The organism is Stenotrophomonas sp. YJH_SMC_123, from assembly GCF_059368215.1.
The window spans coordinates 803,397-819,289 of record NZ_JCAFRM010000001.1 but is presented as its reverse complement, the minus strand read 5'-3'; the positions used below and the strand labels follow the sequence as shown (position 1 = coordinate 819,289).

At 67.6% G+C, this 15,893-nt stretch carries 15 protein-coding genes; 7 read left to right on the top strand and 8 right to left on the bottom strand.

What is annotated here, in order from left to right; genetic code table 11:
* Positions 1-44: 44 nt before the first annotated feature.
* Entirely contained in the window at positions 45-1,190 is a 1,146-nt protein-coding gene (locus tag AC5P5W_RS03885) for an efflux RND transporter periplasmic adaptor subunit (protein WP_014036886.1), read from the bottom strand.
* Positions 1,191-1,395: 205 nt separating this feature from the next.
* Here AC5P5W_RS03885 and AC5P5W_RS03880 point away from each other — a divergent pair, with 205 nt between their 5' ends.
* Both AC5P5W_RS03880 and AC5P5W_RS03875 read left to right on the top strand, forming a co-directional pair.
* Positions 1,396-1,785 (top strand): c-type cytochrome, encoded by a 390-nt coding sequence (locus AC5P5W_RS03880; protein ID WP_014646842.1) that lies wholly within the window; start codon positions 1,396-1,398, stop codon positions 1,783-1,785.
* Positions 1,786-1,794: 9 nt separating this feature from the next.
* Complete coding sequence (locus AC5P5W_RS03875; protein WP_005416218.1) at positions 1,795-2,256, top strand: c-type cytochrome; 462 nt, start codon at positions 1,795-1,797, stop codon at positions 2,254-2,256.
* Between the two features lie 154 nt (positions 2,257-2,410).
* On the opposite strand, the gene AC5P5W_RS03870 is transcribed toward AC5P5W_RS03875, so the two are convergent.
* Positions 2,411-4,294: an ATP-binding cassette domain-containing protein gene (locus tag AC5P5W_RS03870; protein ID WP_197574749.1), complete on the bottom strand. Its 1,884-nt coding sequence runs from the start codon at positions 4,292-4,294 to the stop codon at positions 2,411-2,413.
* A gap of 356 nt (positions 4,295-4,650) precedes the next feature.
* Entirely contained in the window at positions 4,651-5,526 is an 876-nt protein-coding gene (locus AC5P5W_RS03865; RefSeq protein ID WP_014646840.1) for a LysR substrate-binding domain-containing protein, read from the bottom strand.
* Between the two features lie 101 nt (positions 5,527-5,627).
* Between AC5P5W_RS03865 and AC5P5W_RS03860 the strand changes: the two genes are divergently transcribed.
* Positions 5,628-6,707 (top strand): YeiH family protein, encoded by a 1,080-nt coding sequence (locus AC5P5W_RS03860; RefSeq protein WP_046430181.1) that lies wholly within the window; start codon positions 5,628-5,630, stop codon positions 6,705-6,707.
* A gap of 184 nt (positions 6,708-6,891) precedes the next feature.
* Positions 6,892-8,268, top strand: coding sequence for an ATP-dependent RNA helicase DbpA (dbpA, locus tag AC5P5W_RS03855; protein ID WP_032960452.1), 1,377 nt, complete (start codon positions 6,892-6,894; stop codon positions 8,266-8,268).
* Positions 8,269-8,442: 174 nt separating this feature from the next.
* Here dbpA and AC5P5W_RS03850 read toward each other — a convergent pair whose 3' ends face one another.
* The 4 genes from AC5P5W_RS03850 to AC5P5W_RS03835 form a co-directional block, all read right to left on the bottom strand.
* Positions 8,443-8,979 carry an adenine phosphoribosyltransferase gene (locus tag AC5P5W_RS03850; protein WP_197574341.1) on the bottom strand — a complete coding sequence of 179 codons (537 nt, stop codon included), beginning with the start codon at positions 8,977-8,979 and terminating at the stop codon, positions 8,443-8,445.
* 638 nt (positions 8,980-9,617) lie between these two features.
* Positions 9,618-11,183 carry a protein adenylyltransferase SelO gene (locus tag AC5P5W_RS03845; protein ID WP_126411966.1) on the bottom strand — a complete coding sequence of 522 codons (1,566 nt, stop codon included), beginning with the start codon at positions 11,181-11,183 and terminating at the stop codon, positions 9,618-9,620.
* A 32-nt stretch (positions 11,184-11,215) separates the two neighbouring features.
* The gene (locus tag AC5P5W_RS03840) at positions 11,216-11,905 is read right to left on the bottom strand and encodes a glutathione S-transferase family protein (RefSeq protein ID WP_014646835.1); all 690 of its coding nucleotides are present in this window, start codon (positions 11,903-11,905) and stop codon (positions 11,216-11,218) included.
* Between the two features lie 189 nt (positions 11,906-12,094).
* Complete coding sequence (locus AC5P5W_RS03835) at positions 12,095-12,304, bottom strand: cold-shock protein (protein WP_005416210.1); 210 nt, start codon at positions 12,302-12,304, stop codon at positions 12,095-12,097.
* Positions 12,305-12,607: 303 nt separating this feature from the next.
* On the opposite strand from AC5P5W_RS03835, the gene AC5P5W_RS03830 reads away from it, so the two are divergent.
* Positions 12,608-13,096, top strand: coding sequence for a YaiI/YqxD family protein (locus AC5P5W_RS03830; RefSeq protein WP_014646834.1), 489 nt, complete (start codon positions 12,608-12,610; stop codon positions 13,094-13,096).
* Between the two features lie 13 nt (positions 13,097-13,109).
* Here AC5P5W_RS03830 and AC5P5W_RS03825 read toward each other — a convergent pair whose 3' ends face one another.
* A complete protein-coding gene (locus tag AC5P5W_RS03825; protein WP_126411965.1) occupies positions 13,110-13,979 on the bottom strand; it encodes a pseudouridine synthase in 870 nt (289 codons plus the stop codon).
* A 124-nt stretch (positions 13,980-14,103) separates the two neighbouring features.
* Between AC5P5W_RS03825 and AC5P5W_RS03820 the strand changes: the two genes are divergently transcribed.
* Both AC5P5W_RS03820 and AC5P5W_RS03815 read left to right on the top strand, forming a co-directional pair.
* Positions 14,104-14,652: a YaeQ family protein gene (locus AC5P5W_RS03820; protein WP_197575484.1), complete on the top strand. Its 549-nt coding sequence runs from the start codon at positions 14,104-14,106 to the stop codon at positions 14,650-14,652.
* Positions 14,649-15,833, top strand: a complete 1,185-nt coding sequence (locus tag AC5P5W_RS03815; protein ID WP_046430176.1) for a BaiN/RdsA family NAD(P)/FAD-dependent oxidoreductase — start codon at positions 14,649-14,651, stop codon at positions 15,831-15,833. Before AC5P5W_RS03820 ends, AC5P5W_RS03815 begins: the two co-directional genes overlap by 4 nt.
* Positions 15,834-15,893: the final 60 nt, after the last annotated feature.

Genomic DNA, 15,893 nt, shown 5'->3' with positions numbered 1-15,893 from the left:
GCCGTCGCTCGCCGGCGAGGCACCGTGGTCGTGGCCCGGGGCGGTCATTGCTTGCTCCCGGCCTTGTCTGCGGGCTTGGCGGCCGCAGCGACCGTCTTCGCCTTCGGATCGGCAATCACCTGCACCGTGGTGCCGTCGCGCAGGGCGACCTTGCCGGCGGTGACCACCTGATCACCGGCCGCCAGGCCATCACGGATCTCCACCCACGGGCCCTCGGCGTAACCCAGCTTGACCGGAACGCGTGCGACCTTGCCTTCGCGCACGCGGAACACCGCCGGCTCACCGTCGTCGAGCAACGCCAGGCGCGGTACGACCAGCGCATCGGCACGCTGGTCGTAGTCGATGCGGATGCGACCGAACATGCCGGGCTGCAGCGCGTGTGCGGCGCCGTCGAAGGCGCTGACCACGCGAAACGTGCCGCTGCCCGAATCCACCACCGGCGCGATGCGATCAACGGTGCCGGTGAAGCTCTGCCCCGGCAGCGCGTCGGCCGCCAGCGTCACCGGCTGGCCGGCGCGCAGGGTGGCCAGTTCACGCTCGGGCACGTTGAGGGTGGCTTCCAGCCGCGAGTTGTCGACGATGCGGAAGATCGGCGTGTTGATCTGCACGAAGTTGCCGGTCTTGATCGAGCGCGATGCGATCACGCCGGAGATCGGCGCCACCACCGTGGTGTAGGACAGCTCCAGCGTGGCCAGGCGGTACTGCGCGCGGACGTTTTCCAGGTCGTAGCGCAGCTGGTCGACATCGGCGGCGCTGACCATCTGCTGGCCGACCAGCTTCTGTGCGCGCTGGTAATTGTTTTCCAGCTTGCGCATCTGCGCTTCGCTCTGTGCAACGGCCAGCCGTGCACGATCCGGGTCCAGCCGCACCAGCGGTTGGCCGGCGGTGACCCGCTGCCCTTCCTCGACCAGCACCGCCAGCGCCACGCCGGAGGTCTTGGCGACCACCTGCGACTCGGCGCGTGGTTCCAGCGCGGCCGTGCCGGTGTAGCTGGCCGCGACGGCACGATGGCTGGCCACCGCCACTTCGACCGGGACTGCGTCGACCTTCTTCTCCTCCTTGGTTTCGGCAGCCTTGGCTTCGGAATTGGGCCCTGCGGCGCAACCGCCCAGCAGCAGGGAGGTGGAGATCAGCAGTGCGGCAGCGCAGATTCCGCTGCGACGGCCGGACAGGAAGGTTGGGTGCGACATCGTCGGGTCCCTGAAGGATGCGTGGACAGGTGTGGTAGCAAAGTAATGCACCACTTCACGGCAACACCATATCCCAAAGGTCATGGTGCCTTCACGCCGCCGGTCGGCCCGACCCCATTTCAGCTAGATGAAACCTGAGGCTATACTCGGGTCGTTCCGTACCCCACGCCGGAACGACCAGACCCGAATCCCCGGAAACGACACCATGCGCCCGCAGCCGCTCGCCGCTTGTCTCGCTCTGGCCGTCCTCCTGCCCCTTGGGGCCGCCGCACAGCCCGCTCCTGCTCCTGCCACACCCGCCCCGGCCCCGGCTCCCGCCGTTGCGCCAGCGCCCGCCGCACCCACCGGCAACTTCGACAATGGCCGCGTCCTGGCCTACACCTGCCAGGGCTGCCACGGGATCACCGGCTACAAGAACGCCTACCCCAGTTACCGGGTGCCGAAGATCGGCGGCCAGACCCAGCAGTATCTGGCCCAGGCCCTGACCGAGTACCGCCAGGGCAAGCGCCGGCATCCGACGATGCAGGCGCAGTCGATGAGTTTCAGCGAACAGGAGATCGCCGATCTCTCTGTTTACCTGTCCACCGTCAAGTAAGGCCCGCCCATGTCGAAAGCCGCGCATCCGATGCGTCACGCCATCGCCCTGTCCGTTGCCCTGCTGCTGGCCGCCTGCTCACAGTCGCAGGTGGAAAACAGCGAAAAATCGGCCGCCGACCCGGGCCATGCCAGCGGCGAGCACGGTTCATCGTCCTCCGCCGGCCTGCCCGCTGGCCGCGAGGCCGCCGGTGAAGCCCGCGCCAAGGTGAAGGGCAAGGCCACCAACCAGAGCTGCATCGACTGCCATGGGGCCGACGGCAATGCGCCGATCGATCCGACCTATCCGAAGCTGGGTGGGCAGTACGGTGACTACCTGGCGCACGCGCTGCAGGCCTACCGCGCCGGTGACCGCCAGCATGCGCTGATGACGCCGCAGGCGAAGGACCTGAGTGATCAGGACATCGCCGATCTGGCGGCGTACTTCGGCAGCCGGCCGAGCCAGCTGCGGGATCTGCACGGGGTCAAATGACGGCCGGCCCCCCGGTCGGTGCGGACCGTCGGTTGGTAGGTGCGGACCGTTGGTCCGCACAGATTCCGGATATCCACGCATGGCGTGGATCTGCTGAGCCGGGCGTGGGCTCGGCTCTACATCAATCGGCGCGATCGCTGGCGCCGGTCAACGCTCAGCCTTCCAGCTCTTCCCAGCGCGCGTAAGCGGCATCCAGTTCGGCCTGCACCTTGGCCAGCTGCTGGGTGTGCGCCGTCACTTCAGCACTGCTGCGGGTGTAGAACGATGGGTCGTTCATCGCCGAGGTCAGCCCTTCGACATCGCCTTCCAGCTTCTCGATGGTCTTTGGCAGCTGCTCCAGCTCGCGCGCTTCCTTGTACGCCAGCTTGCGCTTGGGGGCTGCGGGAGTCGCGGCCGCAGCAGCGGCCGGTGCAGCAGTCGCCGGCTTGGCAGCCGGGGCCGCGGCAGGCGCAGCCACGCTGGCCGCATAGCGCTGCCAGTCGCTGTAGCCACCGACGTACTCGCCGATCACGCCGTCGCCTTCCATCACCAGCGTGGAGGTCACCACGTTGTCGATGAAGTCACGGTCGTGGCTGACCAGCAGCAGCGTACCGGTGTACTCGCCCAGCAGCTCTTCCAGCAGCTCCAGGGTTTCCACGTCGAGGTCGTTGGTCGGTTCGTCCATCACCAGCAGGTTGGACGGCTGCGCGAACAGCTTGGCCAGCAGCAGGCGGTTGCGCTCGCCACCGGACAGGCGGGTGATCGGCGCACGCGCGCGCTCGGGGGTGAACATGAAGTCCTGCAGGTAGGCATGCACGTGCTTGCGCTTGCCGTTGAACTCGAGGAAATCGCGGCCTTCGGCCACGTTCTCGATCGCGCTCCAGTCTTCGCGCAGCACCGCGCGGTACTGGTCGAAATAGGCGATCTGCAGGTTGGTGCCCGCATTGACCTCACCCTTGGCCGGCTGCAGTTCACCCAGCAGCAGCTTCAGCAGCGTGGTCTTGCCGCTGCCGTTGGGGCCGATCAGGCCGATGCGGTCGCCACGCAGGATGGTGGTGGTGAAATCGCGGACCATGGTGCGCTCGCCGAAGGCGAACGAAATGTCCTTGACGTCGATGACCTTCTTGCCGGAGCTGACGCCCTGCGCGGCTTCCATCTTGACGTTACCGCTGAGGTCGCGGCGCTGCGAGCGTTCGGTGCGCATCGCCTTGAGGCGGCGCACGCGGCCCTCGTCGCGGGTACGACGGGCCTTGATGCCTTGGCGGATCCAGACTTCTTCCTGCGCCAGCAGCTTGTCGAAGCGGGCATTTTCCTGCGCCTGCGCATTGAGGCGTTCCTCGCGGCGGCGCTCGTAGTTGGCCCAGTCGCCCGGCCAGCTGGTCACCTGGCCGCGGTCGATCTCGACGATGCGGGTGGCCAGCGCACGCAGGAAGCGGCGGTCATGGGTGACGAACACCACGCTGCCGCTCCAGCCCTTCAGGAACGCTTCGAGCCAGTCGATGGCTTCGATGTCCAGGTGGTTGGTCGGTTCGTCCAGCAGCAGCACGTCCGGGCTGGAGACCAGTGCACGGGCCAGCAGCACGCGGCGCTTCATGCCGCCGGACAGGCGGCCGAATTCGGCATCGCCGTCGAGGTCGAGCTTGGTCAGCGTTTCGCTGACGCGCTGGTCCAGGCCCCAGCCGTTGGCGGCGTCGATCTTGGCCTGCACGTTGCCGAGCGCGTCGCCATCGAAGACCTCGGCATGGCTGAGATGGTGGAACTCGGCCAGCCACTGGCCCAGTTCACCGAGACCATCGGCAACGACGTCGAACACCGAGCCGGCGGCGCCGTGTGGCACTTCCTGCTCCAGGCGGGTGACGCGCACACCCTGCTGCACGCGGACTTCGCCGTCATCGGGCTTGTGGTCGCCGGACAGCAGCTTGAGCAGGGTGGATTTGCCGGCGCCGTTGCGGCCGATCAGGGCGATGCGTTCGCCCGGCTCGATCGACAGTTCGGCCTTTTCCAGCAACAACGGGCCGCCGACGCTGAAGTCGACGTTCTGCAGAGTAATCAGAGGCATCCGGATATTGTACGGGTTGGGGGCGTCGGCCGGGTTGCACCCGGCACCCGCGGTAGTGCCGGCCGCTGGCCGGCAACCTCAACGGCAACGTCAAAAGCTGGTTTCCTGTGGGATGGCGGGATGGGTCCGGTCGCGGGGGACGCCGTAAACCCGTCCCTGGGGGCTTGGCCGCGGCATCCATGCCGCGGACACCCCCGCAACCGGACCCATCCCGCCTTCGACAGATTCCTGCAATCTGTCGGAACTACATTCTGCTCTGGTGGGTGTTGACCTTGGTCGACACGGTAGATCCACGCCATGCGTGGATGAGCGCTACAAGAAGGGTCGATGGATGGAGTCGACTGGAAATCTGATGGCTACCCCACCTCCCCCAGCAACGCCTGCAACCCCGGCAGCCATTGCTTGCCGGGGTGGCGCACCAGCCACAGGGTGCGCTGCAGGGCCGGCAGCGGAGTCTCGAGCACGCGCAGGCGGCCCAGGGCCAGCGGCTCTTCCAGCGCGTGGCGCGACAGGCAGGCCAGGCCGAGGCCGGCGATGGCGGCCTGCTTGATCGCTTCGGTATTGCCCAGCTGCAGGGTCTGCGCGAAGCCACGCAGGTGCGGCAGCAGGGCCTGTTCCACGGCTTCGCGGGTGCCGGAGCCAGGCTCACGCAGCAGCCAGCGTGCGCGGCGCAGTTCATCCAGCGACCAGCGTGCGCGGGCATCGGCGGCAGCCACGATCACCAGTGGGTCCTGCTGCCAGGCGGTCACCTGCAGGCCACGCTCATGGCACGGGCCTTCGATCAGGCCGGCGTCGACGTCCAGGCGCTGTACCGCGGCGACCACGCCGGCACTGTTGTCGATGCGCAGATCGACCTCGGCCTGCGGCGCCTGCCGCAGCAGTTCGGCGATGCGTGGCGGCAGCAGGTAGTTGCCGATGGTGGTACTGGCGGCCAGCACCAGCCGTAGCGGTGCGCCCTGCGACGGGTCGCCGCCGGCGGCCAGCTGCCGCTCCAGATCGGCGGCGTTGACCAGCAAGGTGCGCGCCGGCTCCAGCAGCGCGCGGCCGTGCCCGTTCAGCGCCAGGCGGCGGCCGATGCGGTCGAACAGCGGGGTGCCGAAGTGCGCCTCCAGCTCCTGCAGGGCGGCGCTGCTGGCCGACTGCGAGAGCGCGACGGCCTGGCCGGCGGCAGTGGTGGTGCCATGGTCGGCGATGGCGACGAAGACCTGCAGCTGGCGCAAGGTCAGGCGCATCGAATGTACCCGCTTTATAGGTAGGTTTCACCCATATTATTCGTTTTACAGGTCAGTGACACAGGCGCACGCTTGGCCCATCACTCCAGTCCTGTCGCGCCATGAACGCCACCGCTCTCTCCTCCTGGTCCCTGCCCGCCCTGCGCCAACGCTGGCAGCCGCGCCTGCCCGGCCTGCTGCTGGTGGGCCTGATCGCGGCGGCGTCGCTGTACCTGGCCGAGCTTCCCTGGCTCCAGGCGCATGGCCTGAGCGCGCTGACCGTGGCCATCGTCGCCGGCATCGTGGTCGGCAACACCCTTTACCCGCGGCTGGCGCCGAGCAGCGCGGCCGGTGTCGGCTTCTCCAAGCACTGGCTGCTGCGCGCCGGCATCGTGCTGTACGGCCTGCGCCTGACCTTCCAGGACATCGGCCACGTCGGCGTGGCCGGCGTGCTGATGGACGTGCTGGTGGTCGCCAGCACCTTCGGGCTGGCCTGCTGGCTGGGCATGCGCGTGTTCAAGATGGAGCGCGAAGCGGCGATGCTGATCGGCGCCGGCAGCGCGATCTGCGGCGCGGCGGCGGTGATGGCCGCCGAGCCGGTGGTGCGCGGCCGCGCTGCGCAGGTCACCGTCGCGGTCTCTACGGTGGTGGTGTTCGGCACGCTGGCGATGTTCCTTTACCCGGCGCTGTATGCACTGGTGCAGTCGCACGGCTGGCTGGCAATGGACGCGCGGCAGTACGGCCTGTTCACCGGCGCGACGGTGCATGAAGTGGCACAGGTGGTGGCGGCAGGCCGCGCGGTCAACGAAGCAGCGGCCGACACGGCGGTGATCACCAAGATGGTGCGGGTGATGCTGCTGGCGCCGTTCCTGGTCGCGCTGTCGCTGTGGCTGGCGCGTGGCGGCAAGGCCAGCGCCGACGGCAGCAAGGCGCGCATCGTGGTGCCGTGGTTCGCTTTTGGTTTCGTGGCGGTGGCCGGGTTCAACTCGCTGCATCTGCTGCCGGCGGGCCTGCAGGCGGGGCTGGTGCAGCTGGATACGGTACTGCTGGCGATGGCGATGGCCGCGCTGGGCCTGACCACCCACGTCTCGGCGCTGCGCCAAGCCGGGCTGAAGCCGCTGCTGCTGGCGCTGATCCTGTTCGCCTGGCTGCTGTTCGGTGGCCTGGCGATCCATCAGGGTGTACTGGCGGTGCTTGGCTGAGCAGGAGCGTGCCGACCCAGGTCGGCATCCACCCGTAGATCCACGCCATGCGTGGACGCCCCCCGGGTATATTCACGCCCTGCGTGGATGACGACTCCGATGGGGTCGGAGCCCTTTCCTGCGGAAAGGGATTCGACCCCATCCGATCAGGCGGGACCGGCCGCGCAGGCAGGTACAATGCGCCATGACTGACTTCTCGACCCTGCCGCTGAGCCCGGCCCTGCAGCCCGGCCTGGATGCCCTCGGCTACACCACCCTCACCCCCGTGCAGGCGCAGAGCCTGCCGGCCATCCTCGATGGCCGTGATGTGATCGCACAGGCACCCACCGGCAGCGGCAAGACCGCCGCCTTCGGCCTTGGCCTGCTGCAGTCCATCGACCCCAGCCTGATCCGCGTGCAGGCGCTGGTGCTGTGCCCGACCCGCGAACTGGCCGACCAGGTCGGCAAGCAGATCCGCAAGCTGGCCACCGGCATCCCCAACCTGAAGCTGTTGCTGCTGGTGGGCGGCGTGCCGCTGGGCCCGCAGCTGGCCTCGCTTGAAGGCCACGATCCGCATGTGGTGGTCGGCACGCCCGGCCGCGTGCAGGAGCTGGCACGCAAGCGCGCGCTGAACCTGGGCGCGGTGCGCACGCTGGTGCTGGACGAGGCCGACCGCATGCTCGACATGGGCTTCGAGGAGCCGATCCGCGAGATCGCCGGCCGCACCCATAGGGACCGCCAGAGCCTGCTGTTCTCCGCCACCTTCCCCGACAGCATCCGCGCCATGGCGCGTGACCTGCTGCGCGACGCGGTGGAAGTGACCGTGGAAGGCGCCGACCAGGCACCGGCCATCCGCCACCTGTTCTGCGAGGTGGAACCGGCGCATCGCCAGAAGGCGCTGGCCGGCCTGCTGCTGAAGTACACGCCAGAATCGGCGGTCGTGTTCTGCAACACCCGCAAGGACGTGGACGAAGTGGCCAACTCGCTGCAGCAGTTCGGCTTCTCCGCACTGGCCCTGCACGGCGACATGGAGCAGCGCGACCGCGAGGAAGTGCTGCTGCTGCTGGCCAACCGCAGCTGCAACGTGCTGGTCGCCAGCGACGTCGCCGCGCGCGGCCTGGACGTGGAAGAGCTGGCGGCGGTGATCAACTACGAACTGCCGACCGACGTGGAGAGCTACCAGCACCGCGTGGGCCGTACCGGGCGCGCCGGTGCCAGCGGCCTGGCGATCAGCCTGGTGGCCGGCCGCGAGAAGACCCGCGCCGACGCCATCGAAGCGCAGATGGGGCAGCCGCTGGACTGGCAGAAGACGCCGCTGGCAACCTCGCGCCCGGCCGAACTGCCGCAGGCCGCGATGCGCACGCTGCGCATCGACGGTGGCAAGACCGACAAGCTGCGCCCGGGCGACATCCTCGGTGCGCTGACCGGTGATGCCGGCCTGTCGAGCAAGTTCATCGGCAAGATCGCGATCTTCCCGACCCGCTCCTATGTGGCGATCGCGCGTGAGCAGGCCAACAAGGCCGTGGCCAAGCTGGAAGCCGGCAAGATCAAGGGCCGTCGTTTCCGCGTGCGGATGATGTGATTGAAGCAGCGTTGCCAACTACGGTTGGTAACGATCTGGCCTGGTAGCGGCCAACCTTGGTTGGCCCGTCCATGGCACCCGTCGCGAAAAGTGCTGCCAACCAAGGTTGGCAACGACCGGCTCCCGGCCATTCGCTCTGGTAGATGCCAACCTTGGTTGGCACCTGCCCTCCGATCAGAACACCAGTTCGGTGTGCAGCGGCAGGTCCGTTTCCCAGCGCGCACGGCCACCGAGGCCGTCCAGCTCGACCAGTACACCGGCGCCGACCACTTCAACGCCTAGGCGGCGCACCAGCGACAGCGCAGCGACCAGCGTGCCGCCGGTGGCCAGCACGTCGTCGATGATCACCACGCGGGCGCCGGCCGGCAGCGCATCGGCATGCACTTCGATGCAGTCGCTGCGGTATTCCAGCGTGTATTCCTCGCGCAGGACCTGGCCCGGCAGCTTGCCCGGCTTGCGCACCGGCACGAAGCCGACGCCCAGCTTTAGCGCCATCGCGGCACCGAGGATGAACCCACGCGATTCGATGCCGACCACTGCGTCCAGCTTCTGGTCGCGCCAACGGTCGGCCATCGCGGTGATCGCGCCGCGGAAATCCTCGCCATGGGCGAGCAGCGGCATGATGTCCTTGAACAGGATGCCGGGCTTGGGGAAGTCGGCGATGTCGCGCAGGCGGGAGGCCCACTGCGGAGCGACGATGGCGTCGGTCATGTCACATTGGCTATCTGATGGCGGCATAGGGTACCTGTTCCGGGCGTCGCCTGCCTGTTGGTGGTGTCCGGCCGGGCTGCGCCCGGCACCTGCGGTAGTGCCGGCCGCTGGCCGGCAACCTCAACAGCAACGGCAACGGCAACGGCAACAGCAACAGCAACAGCAACAGCAACAGCAACAGCAACAGCCTGCATTCCGGGGGATGGCGGGGCGGGTCCGGTTGCGGGGGACGCCGTAGATACGTCCGCGTAGGCTCGGTCGCGCCATCCATGGCGTTCACGCCCCCGCAACCGGACCCACCCCGCCTTCGACAGATTTCTGCGACCTGTCGGAATTGCTCATGGGGTCAGATCCGTTTTACGAAGGAAAACGGATCTGACCCCGGAATTTCATTCGATATCTGACAGATGTGTCGACCAAGGTCGACACCTACCCACAGCCGCGGGAATCTGTCGGAGGTGGGGCGGTGTCGGAGTGCGGGGTGTCAGCCGCATGGATGCGGCTGCCAAGCTTACAGGGACGTACTTGCAGCGTCCCCGCACTCCGACACCGCCCCGCCAAACCACGGAATCCGCTTTTGCTCTGGCTGTTGATCTGGCCTCCGCAGGTGCAGGGCGCAGCCCTGCCGAAACCCACCCTCAGGAACTGCAGGACAGCATCGAGCAACCGGCACGATTGTCGGCCCACGCCGGGCGCTTGCCAGCGAAGTGTTCCAGGCCGGCACGCTCGGTGTACGGGTCGCGCAGCACGTCCTGCAGTGCATGGACGCCGCCGAGATCCCCCTGCTCTGCGCGGTCGATCGCTTCCTGGGCCAGCCAGTTGCGCAGCACGTACAGCGGGTTGGCCGCTGCCATCTTCGCCTGGCGTTCGCTGGCCGCCAGCGGATCGCGGCGCAGGCGCGCTGCGTAGTCCTGCAGCCAGTGCCGCAGCGGTGCCTGCACTGCCTGTCGCCGCGCCTCGTCGTAGTACACCGCGTCCAGAACCGTCGCATCTGCTGCCGCCGGGTCGATGCGCATCAGTGCGCGCCAAGCCAGGGTCATGTCCATTGCGCCCTCCTGCATCAGCTGTTGCCAGCGCTGGTAGAGCTGCAGGTCATCATCGTCGGCAGCAGCCAGCCCCAGCTTCGCTGCAGCATCGCGACGCGTGCAGGCCACGAACGTGGACTGGTAAGCCGCCAGGCCTGCCTGCAGCGGTGCGACATCGGCGAACAGCGGCGACAGCGCCTGCGCCAATCGGCTCAGGTTCCAGTACGCCACCTGCGGCTGGGTGCCGAAGCGGTAGCGGCGCCCCTGGGCGTCGGTGGTGTTCGGCGTCCAGTCCGGATCGAAGTCCTCGACCCAGCCATAGGGGCCGTAATCCAGCGTCACACCGAGCACGGACAGGTTGTCGGTGTTCATCACGCCGTGCACGAAGCCGACACGCATCCAGTGCGCGATCATCTCGGCCGTGCGCACCGCGATCTGCGCGAACCAGTCGCCGTACAGCGCCTCGCCCTGCCCTTGCAGTTCGGGGAAGTCGCGGGCGATGCAGGCATCCACCAGCTGCTGCAGCAGGGCGGTTTCACCGCGCGAGGCCGGCAGTTCGAACGAACCGAAGCGCAGGAACGACGGCGAGACCCGGCATACGATGGCGCCTGGCTCGGCACGCGGATGGCCGTCATAGAACATGTCGCGCACCACGTCCTCACCGGTGCCGACCAGTGACAACGCGCGCGTAGTCGGCACGCCAAGGTGATGCATCGCCTCGCTGCACAGGAATTCGCGGATCGATGAGCGCAGCACTGCCCGTCCATCGGCCCCGCGCGAGTACGGCGTTGGCCCGGCCCCCTTCAACTGCAGCTCCCAGTGCTGGCCATCCGGCGCAACCAGCTCACCCAGCGAAATCGCACGCCCGTCGCCGAGCTGGCCGGCCCAGTGGCCAAACTGATGGCCACCGTAGTTGGCTGCCCACGGTTGCATGCCGGCGTACAGCGCATTGCCGCCGAATACCTGCGCGAAACCTTCGCTTTCGACTTCAGCGGTATCGAAGCCAAGCATTTCGGCAACGTCCGGCGCCCAGGCCAACAGCGTGGGCGCCGTCACCGGGGTCGGCATCACGGGCGACCAGGCGGCGCCCAGCACTTCGCGCCTGCGCGGGCCGGATTCGGGGTCGCCCGGCAGGGTGTGCAGCAGGCGGTTGTCGAAACGGGGAGTGTCGGTATCCATGGTGCTGGAGATGAGGGCGACGGCCGCCCTCCTCAATTGCCGCCGAGCGCCTGCAGGTGGCCGCCGTGGGCCTCGGCACGCTGGTAGGCCGGGCGTTCACCGATACGCTTGAGGAAGCCACGCAGTGCCGGTTTGTCGTCCAGGCCACCACCGCGCGCGGCAGCGGCCTGGATCGGGAAGCTCATCTGGATGTCGGCCGCACTGAAACGCTCGCCGGCAAACCACGGGCTTTCGGCCAAGCGGCGCTCCATCCAGTCCAGGTGCAGGCGCCGCTGCGGGCCGATGAAGCCGCGCTCGGCCTTGTCGGCAATGCTGCGTGCGATCGGGCGCGCGAAGAACGGCATCGGCGCGTTGCGTATGCGGCCCATCACCAGGGTCAGCAGCAACGGTGGCATCGCCGAGCCTTCGGCGTAGTGCAGCCAGTAGCGGTAAGCGATGCGTTCGGCCCCGTCTGCCGGCATCGGTGACGGCGACAGCTGGCGTTGCGTGTCGTAACGGTCAGCGAGGTAGTCGAGGATCGCGCCGGACTCGGCCAGTACCAGCTCACCATCCTGCAGTACCGGCGACTTGCCGAGCGGATGCACGTTGCGCAGTTCCGGCGGCGCCAGCAGCGTCTTCGGATCGCGCGGATAGCGGCGCAGTTCGTAGTCCAACCCCAGCTCCTCCAGCATCCACAGCACGCGCAGCGAACGGGAGTTTTCCAGATGGTGGACGATGCGCATGGGGGTGATCCCTTGGGGAGACGCGCATCGTACCGCGCCGGCTGCATGTCCTTTGTAGAGTCGAGCCATGCTCGACTGTCTTTGGGCGCAGTCCAGCATGGCTCGACTCTACAAAAAAAACGGCGGGCAATAAAAAACGCCGGAAGCTTTCGCTTCCGGCGTTCTGGCTACCCAACGGTAGCAGACGGATTAGACCGCCTGCACCTGGTCAGCCTGCATGCCCTTCTGACCCTGGACGGCGATGAAGGTAACCTTCTGGCCTTCCTGCAGGGTCTTGAAGCCGGTGCCCTGGATCGCGCGGAAGTGCACGAACAGGTCCGGGCCGCTTTCCGGGGTGATGAAGCCGAAGCCCTTGGCGTCGTTGAACCACTTGACGGTACCGGTCTGACGTTCAGACATTTTTACTAACTCCTGAAACACATGTTGAAAAAAATCGCAGCCACCGGGTATCGGGGCCGAGACTGAGTTGCAGGCGTTGGTAAAGCGGATCGATGAGCGGATCGTGAGATCAACTGCACCAGGCCACGATTCACGGTGACCCTAGCAAACACAGTGGGTCGCACGATACGCGTGTTTTCTGCAAAAAGCGATAGCCCCGACGTTCATGGGAATACGTCACCCACTAGGCGTGACAAGGGTTGGCAGCCTCTCGCGGCTAACTCCGAGTCCCCATTCAGGTTTTTCCTACCCTACACTGGGTAAATGACTGAAGCTGAAACCCCCGCTGAACACGCCTCTCCCCGCATCTGGGTGGATGCGGACGCCTGTCCCACCGTCATCCGCGACATCCTGTTCCGTGCGGCTGAACGGGTCGGGATCGAACTGACCCTGGTCGCCAACCAGTGGATCCGCACCCCGCCCTCGCGCTGGCTGCGCTCGATCCAGGTGCCGCAGGGGCTGGACGTGGCCGACAGCGCCATCGTCGAGCGGGTCGCCGCGGGGGACCTGGTGGTCACCCAGGACATCCCGCTGGCCGCGCTGGTGCTGGAGAAGCAGGCCGTCGCGCTGAACCCGCGCGGCCAGTTGTACACACCGAACAACATGGCCGAGCGACTGTCGATGCGCAATTTCATGGAGGAACTGCGCGGCGCCGGGGTCCAGACCGGCGGACCGCCGCCCCTGGGCCCCCGCGACCGGCAGCTGTTCGCCGCCGAGCTGGACCGCTGGCTGGCGCGACGCCCGGCCCGCTGAGCGCCTGGCCGCCCTAAGCCGGAAGGCTCAGGCTGCAGCCGCTGCTGAACATCCGTCGTGCACCACTCAACGGGTCATCGAAAGCCAGGGCCCGCGCCAGCAGCTGCAGCGGCGCCTCGGCTACGTCCGGTGCCCGTTGCCGAAGCTGCGGGTACAGGTCGTCACCCATGATCGGCGCCCCCAGCATGGCCATGTGCACGCGCAGCTGATGCTTGCGGCCGGTTTCCGGCAGCAGCCGGTAGCGCCAGATCGGCCCTTCGGCCTCGATCAGCTCGATCCGGCTGCGCGCATTGGCCTCGCCGGGCACTTCGGCCATGCGGAAGAACGGCTCGCCCGGCACCAGGCGGCTGTACCGCTGCAGCGGAAACTCCCGCCCCGGCAGCGCCGGTGCCAAGGCCTCATAGGTCTTTTCGATGCGCCGCTCACGGAACAGGCGCTGGTAAGCATCGCGCGACGCACGCTGGGTCGAGAACAGCACCAACCCGGCCGTCAGCCGATCCAGCCGGTGCAGCGGCACCAGATCGGCATTGCCGGTGCGGGCGACCAGCCGCGCCAGCAGCGTCTCGCGTACATGCCCGCCCGCCGGTGTCACCGGCAGGAAATGCGGCTTGTCGGCCACCAGCAGGTGCGCATCCAGATGGACGATGGTTTCGGTGAAGGGGATCACCGGTTCGTCGGCCACCTCGCGGAAGTACTGGATGTCCAGCCCGACCTGCCAGGGCATGTCCGCAGTGAGCGCCCTGCCCTGTGCGTCGAGCACACGGCCGCGCGCGAAGCGATCCTGCCATTGCGCGCGCGCGATGCGCGGAAAACGTGCACACAGGCCATCCAGCAGGGTGGCCCAGGGGCCGGGCGGCAGCTGCAACCGGCTGGGCAAGCTCATGGCGTCCACTCCGGCCACGGGAAAGAGCGCAAGAGTGCCACCGTTGACGGTGCGCAGACAGTCCGGCCACGGACACCCCCGGAGCAAACCTCTATCATTGTCCTCTTTAGTCCACGGATCCCCCATGGCTCTTACCGCCACCATCCGCAAGGCCGAACTGCAGATCAGCGACATGGATCGCGGCTACTACGCGACCCACAACCTGACCCTGGCCCAGCATCCGTCCGAGACCGACGAGCGCCTGATGGTGCGCCTGCTCGCCTTCACGCTGAACGCCGGCGATCGCCTGGAGTTCGGCCGCGGCCTGAGTACCGATGACGAGCCCGATCTGTGGGAACACGACTACACCGGCGACATCCTGCAGTGGATCGACCTGGGCCATCCGGACGAATCGCGCATCCGCAAGGCCAGCAATCGCAGCCGCCAGGTGCAGGTGGTCAACTACGGCGGCAACGCCTCGGAGATCTGGTGGAGCAAGCAGGGCAAGGGCCTGGCGCGCTTCGACAATCTTTCGGTGGTCGATCTGGACGGCGAATTCGTCGAGCGCTGGGGCCAGCAGATCCAGCGTGCCATGCGTTGGAGCGTGCTGATCCAGGACGGCGAAGTGCAGCTGCTCAACGACCAGATCCAGCTCGACGTGATCCCGGACTGGCGCAAGCGCGCCAAGGCATGAGCACCATCCGTTGCGATGTGGTGGTCATCGGTGCCGGCGCAGCCGGGCTGATGACCGCGATCACTGCCGGCCAGCGCGGCCGCCAGGTGCAGGTGATCGACCATGCCAACAAGGTCGGCAAGAAGATCCTGATGTCCGGCGGTGGTCGCTGCAACTTCACCAACACCGGCACCACCCCGGCCAACTTCCTGTCGGCCAACCCGCACTTCTGCAAGTCGGCGCTGGCCCGCTACACGCCCTGGCATTTCATCGAGCTGGTGCACAAGCACGGCATCGCCTATCACGAAAAGGAACTGGGGCAGCTGTTCTGCGATATCTCGTCCAAGCAGATCGTGAAGATGCTGGTGGACGAGTGCCAGGCGGCCGGCGTACAGATCCGTACCGACTGCAGCGTGCAGCGCATCGAGCACGGCAGCGATGGTTTCCGCGTGCACACCACCCAGGGCCTGTTCCATTGCGCCTCGCTGGTGGTTGCCACCGGTGGCCTGTCGATTCCCAGCATGGGGGCCAGCGGTTTTGGCTATGAGGTGGCCCGCCAGTTCGGCCACCAGGTACTGCCGACCCGCGCCGGGCTGGTGCCGCTGACCCTCAGCGGCAAGCACCAGGAGCGGCTGGCCGACCTCAGCGGCGTCGCACTGCCGATCGAGGCGCGCTGCAACGGAAAGAGTTTCCAGAACTTCATGCTGCTGACCCACCGTGGCGTAAGCGGCCCGGCCATCCTGCAGATTTCGTCGTTCTGGCAGCCCGGCGATGCGCTGGAGCTGGACCTGTTGCCGGGCCAGGATGCCGGCGAGTGGTTGCGCCAGATGAAGCGCGACCGCCCGGCCGCCGAGCTGCGCACGGTGCTGGGCGAGGTACTGCCGAAGCGGCTGGCGCAACGCCTGTGCGAGCACTGGCTGCCCGACCGGCCCGTGCGCCAGCTGGACGAGCCGGTGCTGCGCCAGGCCGCGCAGCTGCTGGGCGCATTCCCGCTGGTGGCCAGCGGCACCGAAGGCTACCGCACCGCCGAGGTCACCCTGGGCGGCGTGGACACCGCCGAAGTGTCATCCTCGACGATGGAATCCAAGCGCGTGCCCGGCCTGCACTTCGTTGGCGAGGTGCTGGACGTGACCGGCTGGCTGGGCGGCTACAACTTCCAATGGGCCTGGGCCAGCGGCCACGCAGCGGGCGGCGTGGTGTGAACCACTTCGCCGTTCGACGCGCGCCAGGGGTGCGCGCATGGACGGTTCGCCGCGCATCGT

Bases quoted from the DNA above. Each gene is read 5' to 3' on its own strand.
- AC5P5W_RS03840 (WP_014646835.1), bottom strand. From the start codon at position 11,905: ATGCGCATCGTCCACCATCTGGAAAACTCCCGTTCGCTGCGCGTGCTG.
- AC5P5W_RS03850 (WP_197574341.1), bottom strand. From the start codon at position 8,979: ATGACCGACGCCATCGTCGCTCCGCAGTGGGCCTCCCGCCTGCGCGAC.
- AC5P5W_RS03830 (WP_014646834.1), top strand. From the start codon at position 12,608: ATGACTGAAGCTGAAACCCCCGCTGAACACGCCTCTCCCCGCATCTGG.
- AC5P5W_RS03835 (WP_005416210.1), bottom strand. From the start codon at position 12,304: ATGTCTGAACGTCAGACCGGTACCGTCAAGTGGTTCAACGACGCCAAG.
- AC5P5W_RS03815 (WP_046430176.1), top strand. From the start codon at position 14,649: ATGAGCACCATCCGTTGCGATGTGGTGGTCATCGGTGCCGGCGCAGCC.
- AC5P5W_RS03820 (WP_197575484.1), top strand. From the start codon at position 14,104: ATGGCTCTTACCGCCACCATCCGCAAGGCCGAACTGCAGATCAGCGAC.
- AC5P5W_RS03885 (WP_014036886.1), bottom strand. From the start codon at position 1,190: ATGTCGCACCCAACCTTCCTGTCCGGCCGTCGCAGCGGAATCTGCGCT.
- AC5P5W_RS03860 (WP_046430181.1), top strand. From the start codon at position 5,628: ATGAACGCCACCGCTCTCTCCTCCTGGTCCCTGCCCGCCCTGCGCCAA.
- AC5P5W_RS03825 (WP_126411965.1), bottom strand. From the start codon at position 13,979: ATGAGCTTGCCCAGCCGGTTGCAGCTGCCGCCCGGCCCCTGGGCCACC.
- AC5P5W_RS03845 (WP_126411966.1), bottom strand. From the start codon at position 11,183: ATGGATACCGACACTCCCCGTTTCGACAACCGCCTGCTGCACACCCTG.
- AC5P5W_RS03875 (WP_005416218.1), top strand. From the start codon at position 1,795: ATGTCGAAAGCCGCGCATCCGATGCGTCACGCCATCGCCCTGTCCGTT.
- AC5P5W_RS03870 (WP_197574749.1), bottom strand. From the start codon at position 4,294: ATGCCTCTGATTACTCTGCAGAACGTCGACTTCAGCGTCGGCGGCCCG.
- AC5P5W_RS03880 (WP_014646842.1), top strand. From the start codon at position 1,396: ATGCGCCCGCAGCCGCTCGCCGCTTGTCTCGCTCTGGCCGTCCTCCTG.
- dbpA (WP_032960452.1), top strand. From the start codon at position 6,892: ATGACTGACTTCTCGACCCTGCCGCTGAGCCCGGCCCTGCAGCCCGGC.
- AC5P5W_RS03865 (WP_014646840.1), bottom strand. From the start codon at position 5,526: ATGCGCCTGACCTTGCGCCAGCTGCAGGTCTTCGTCGCCATCGCCGAC.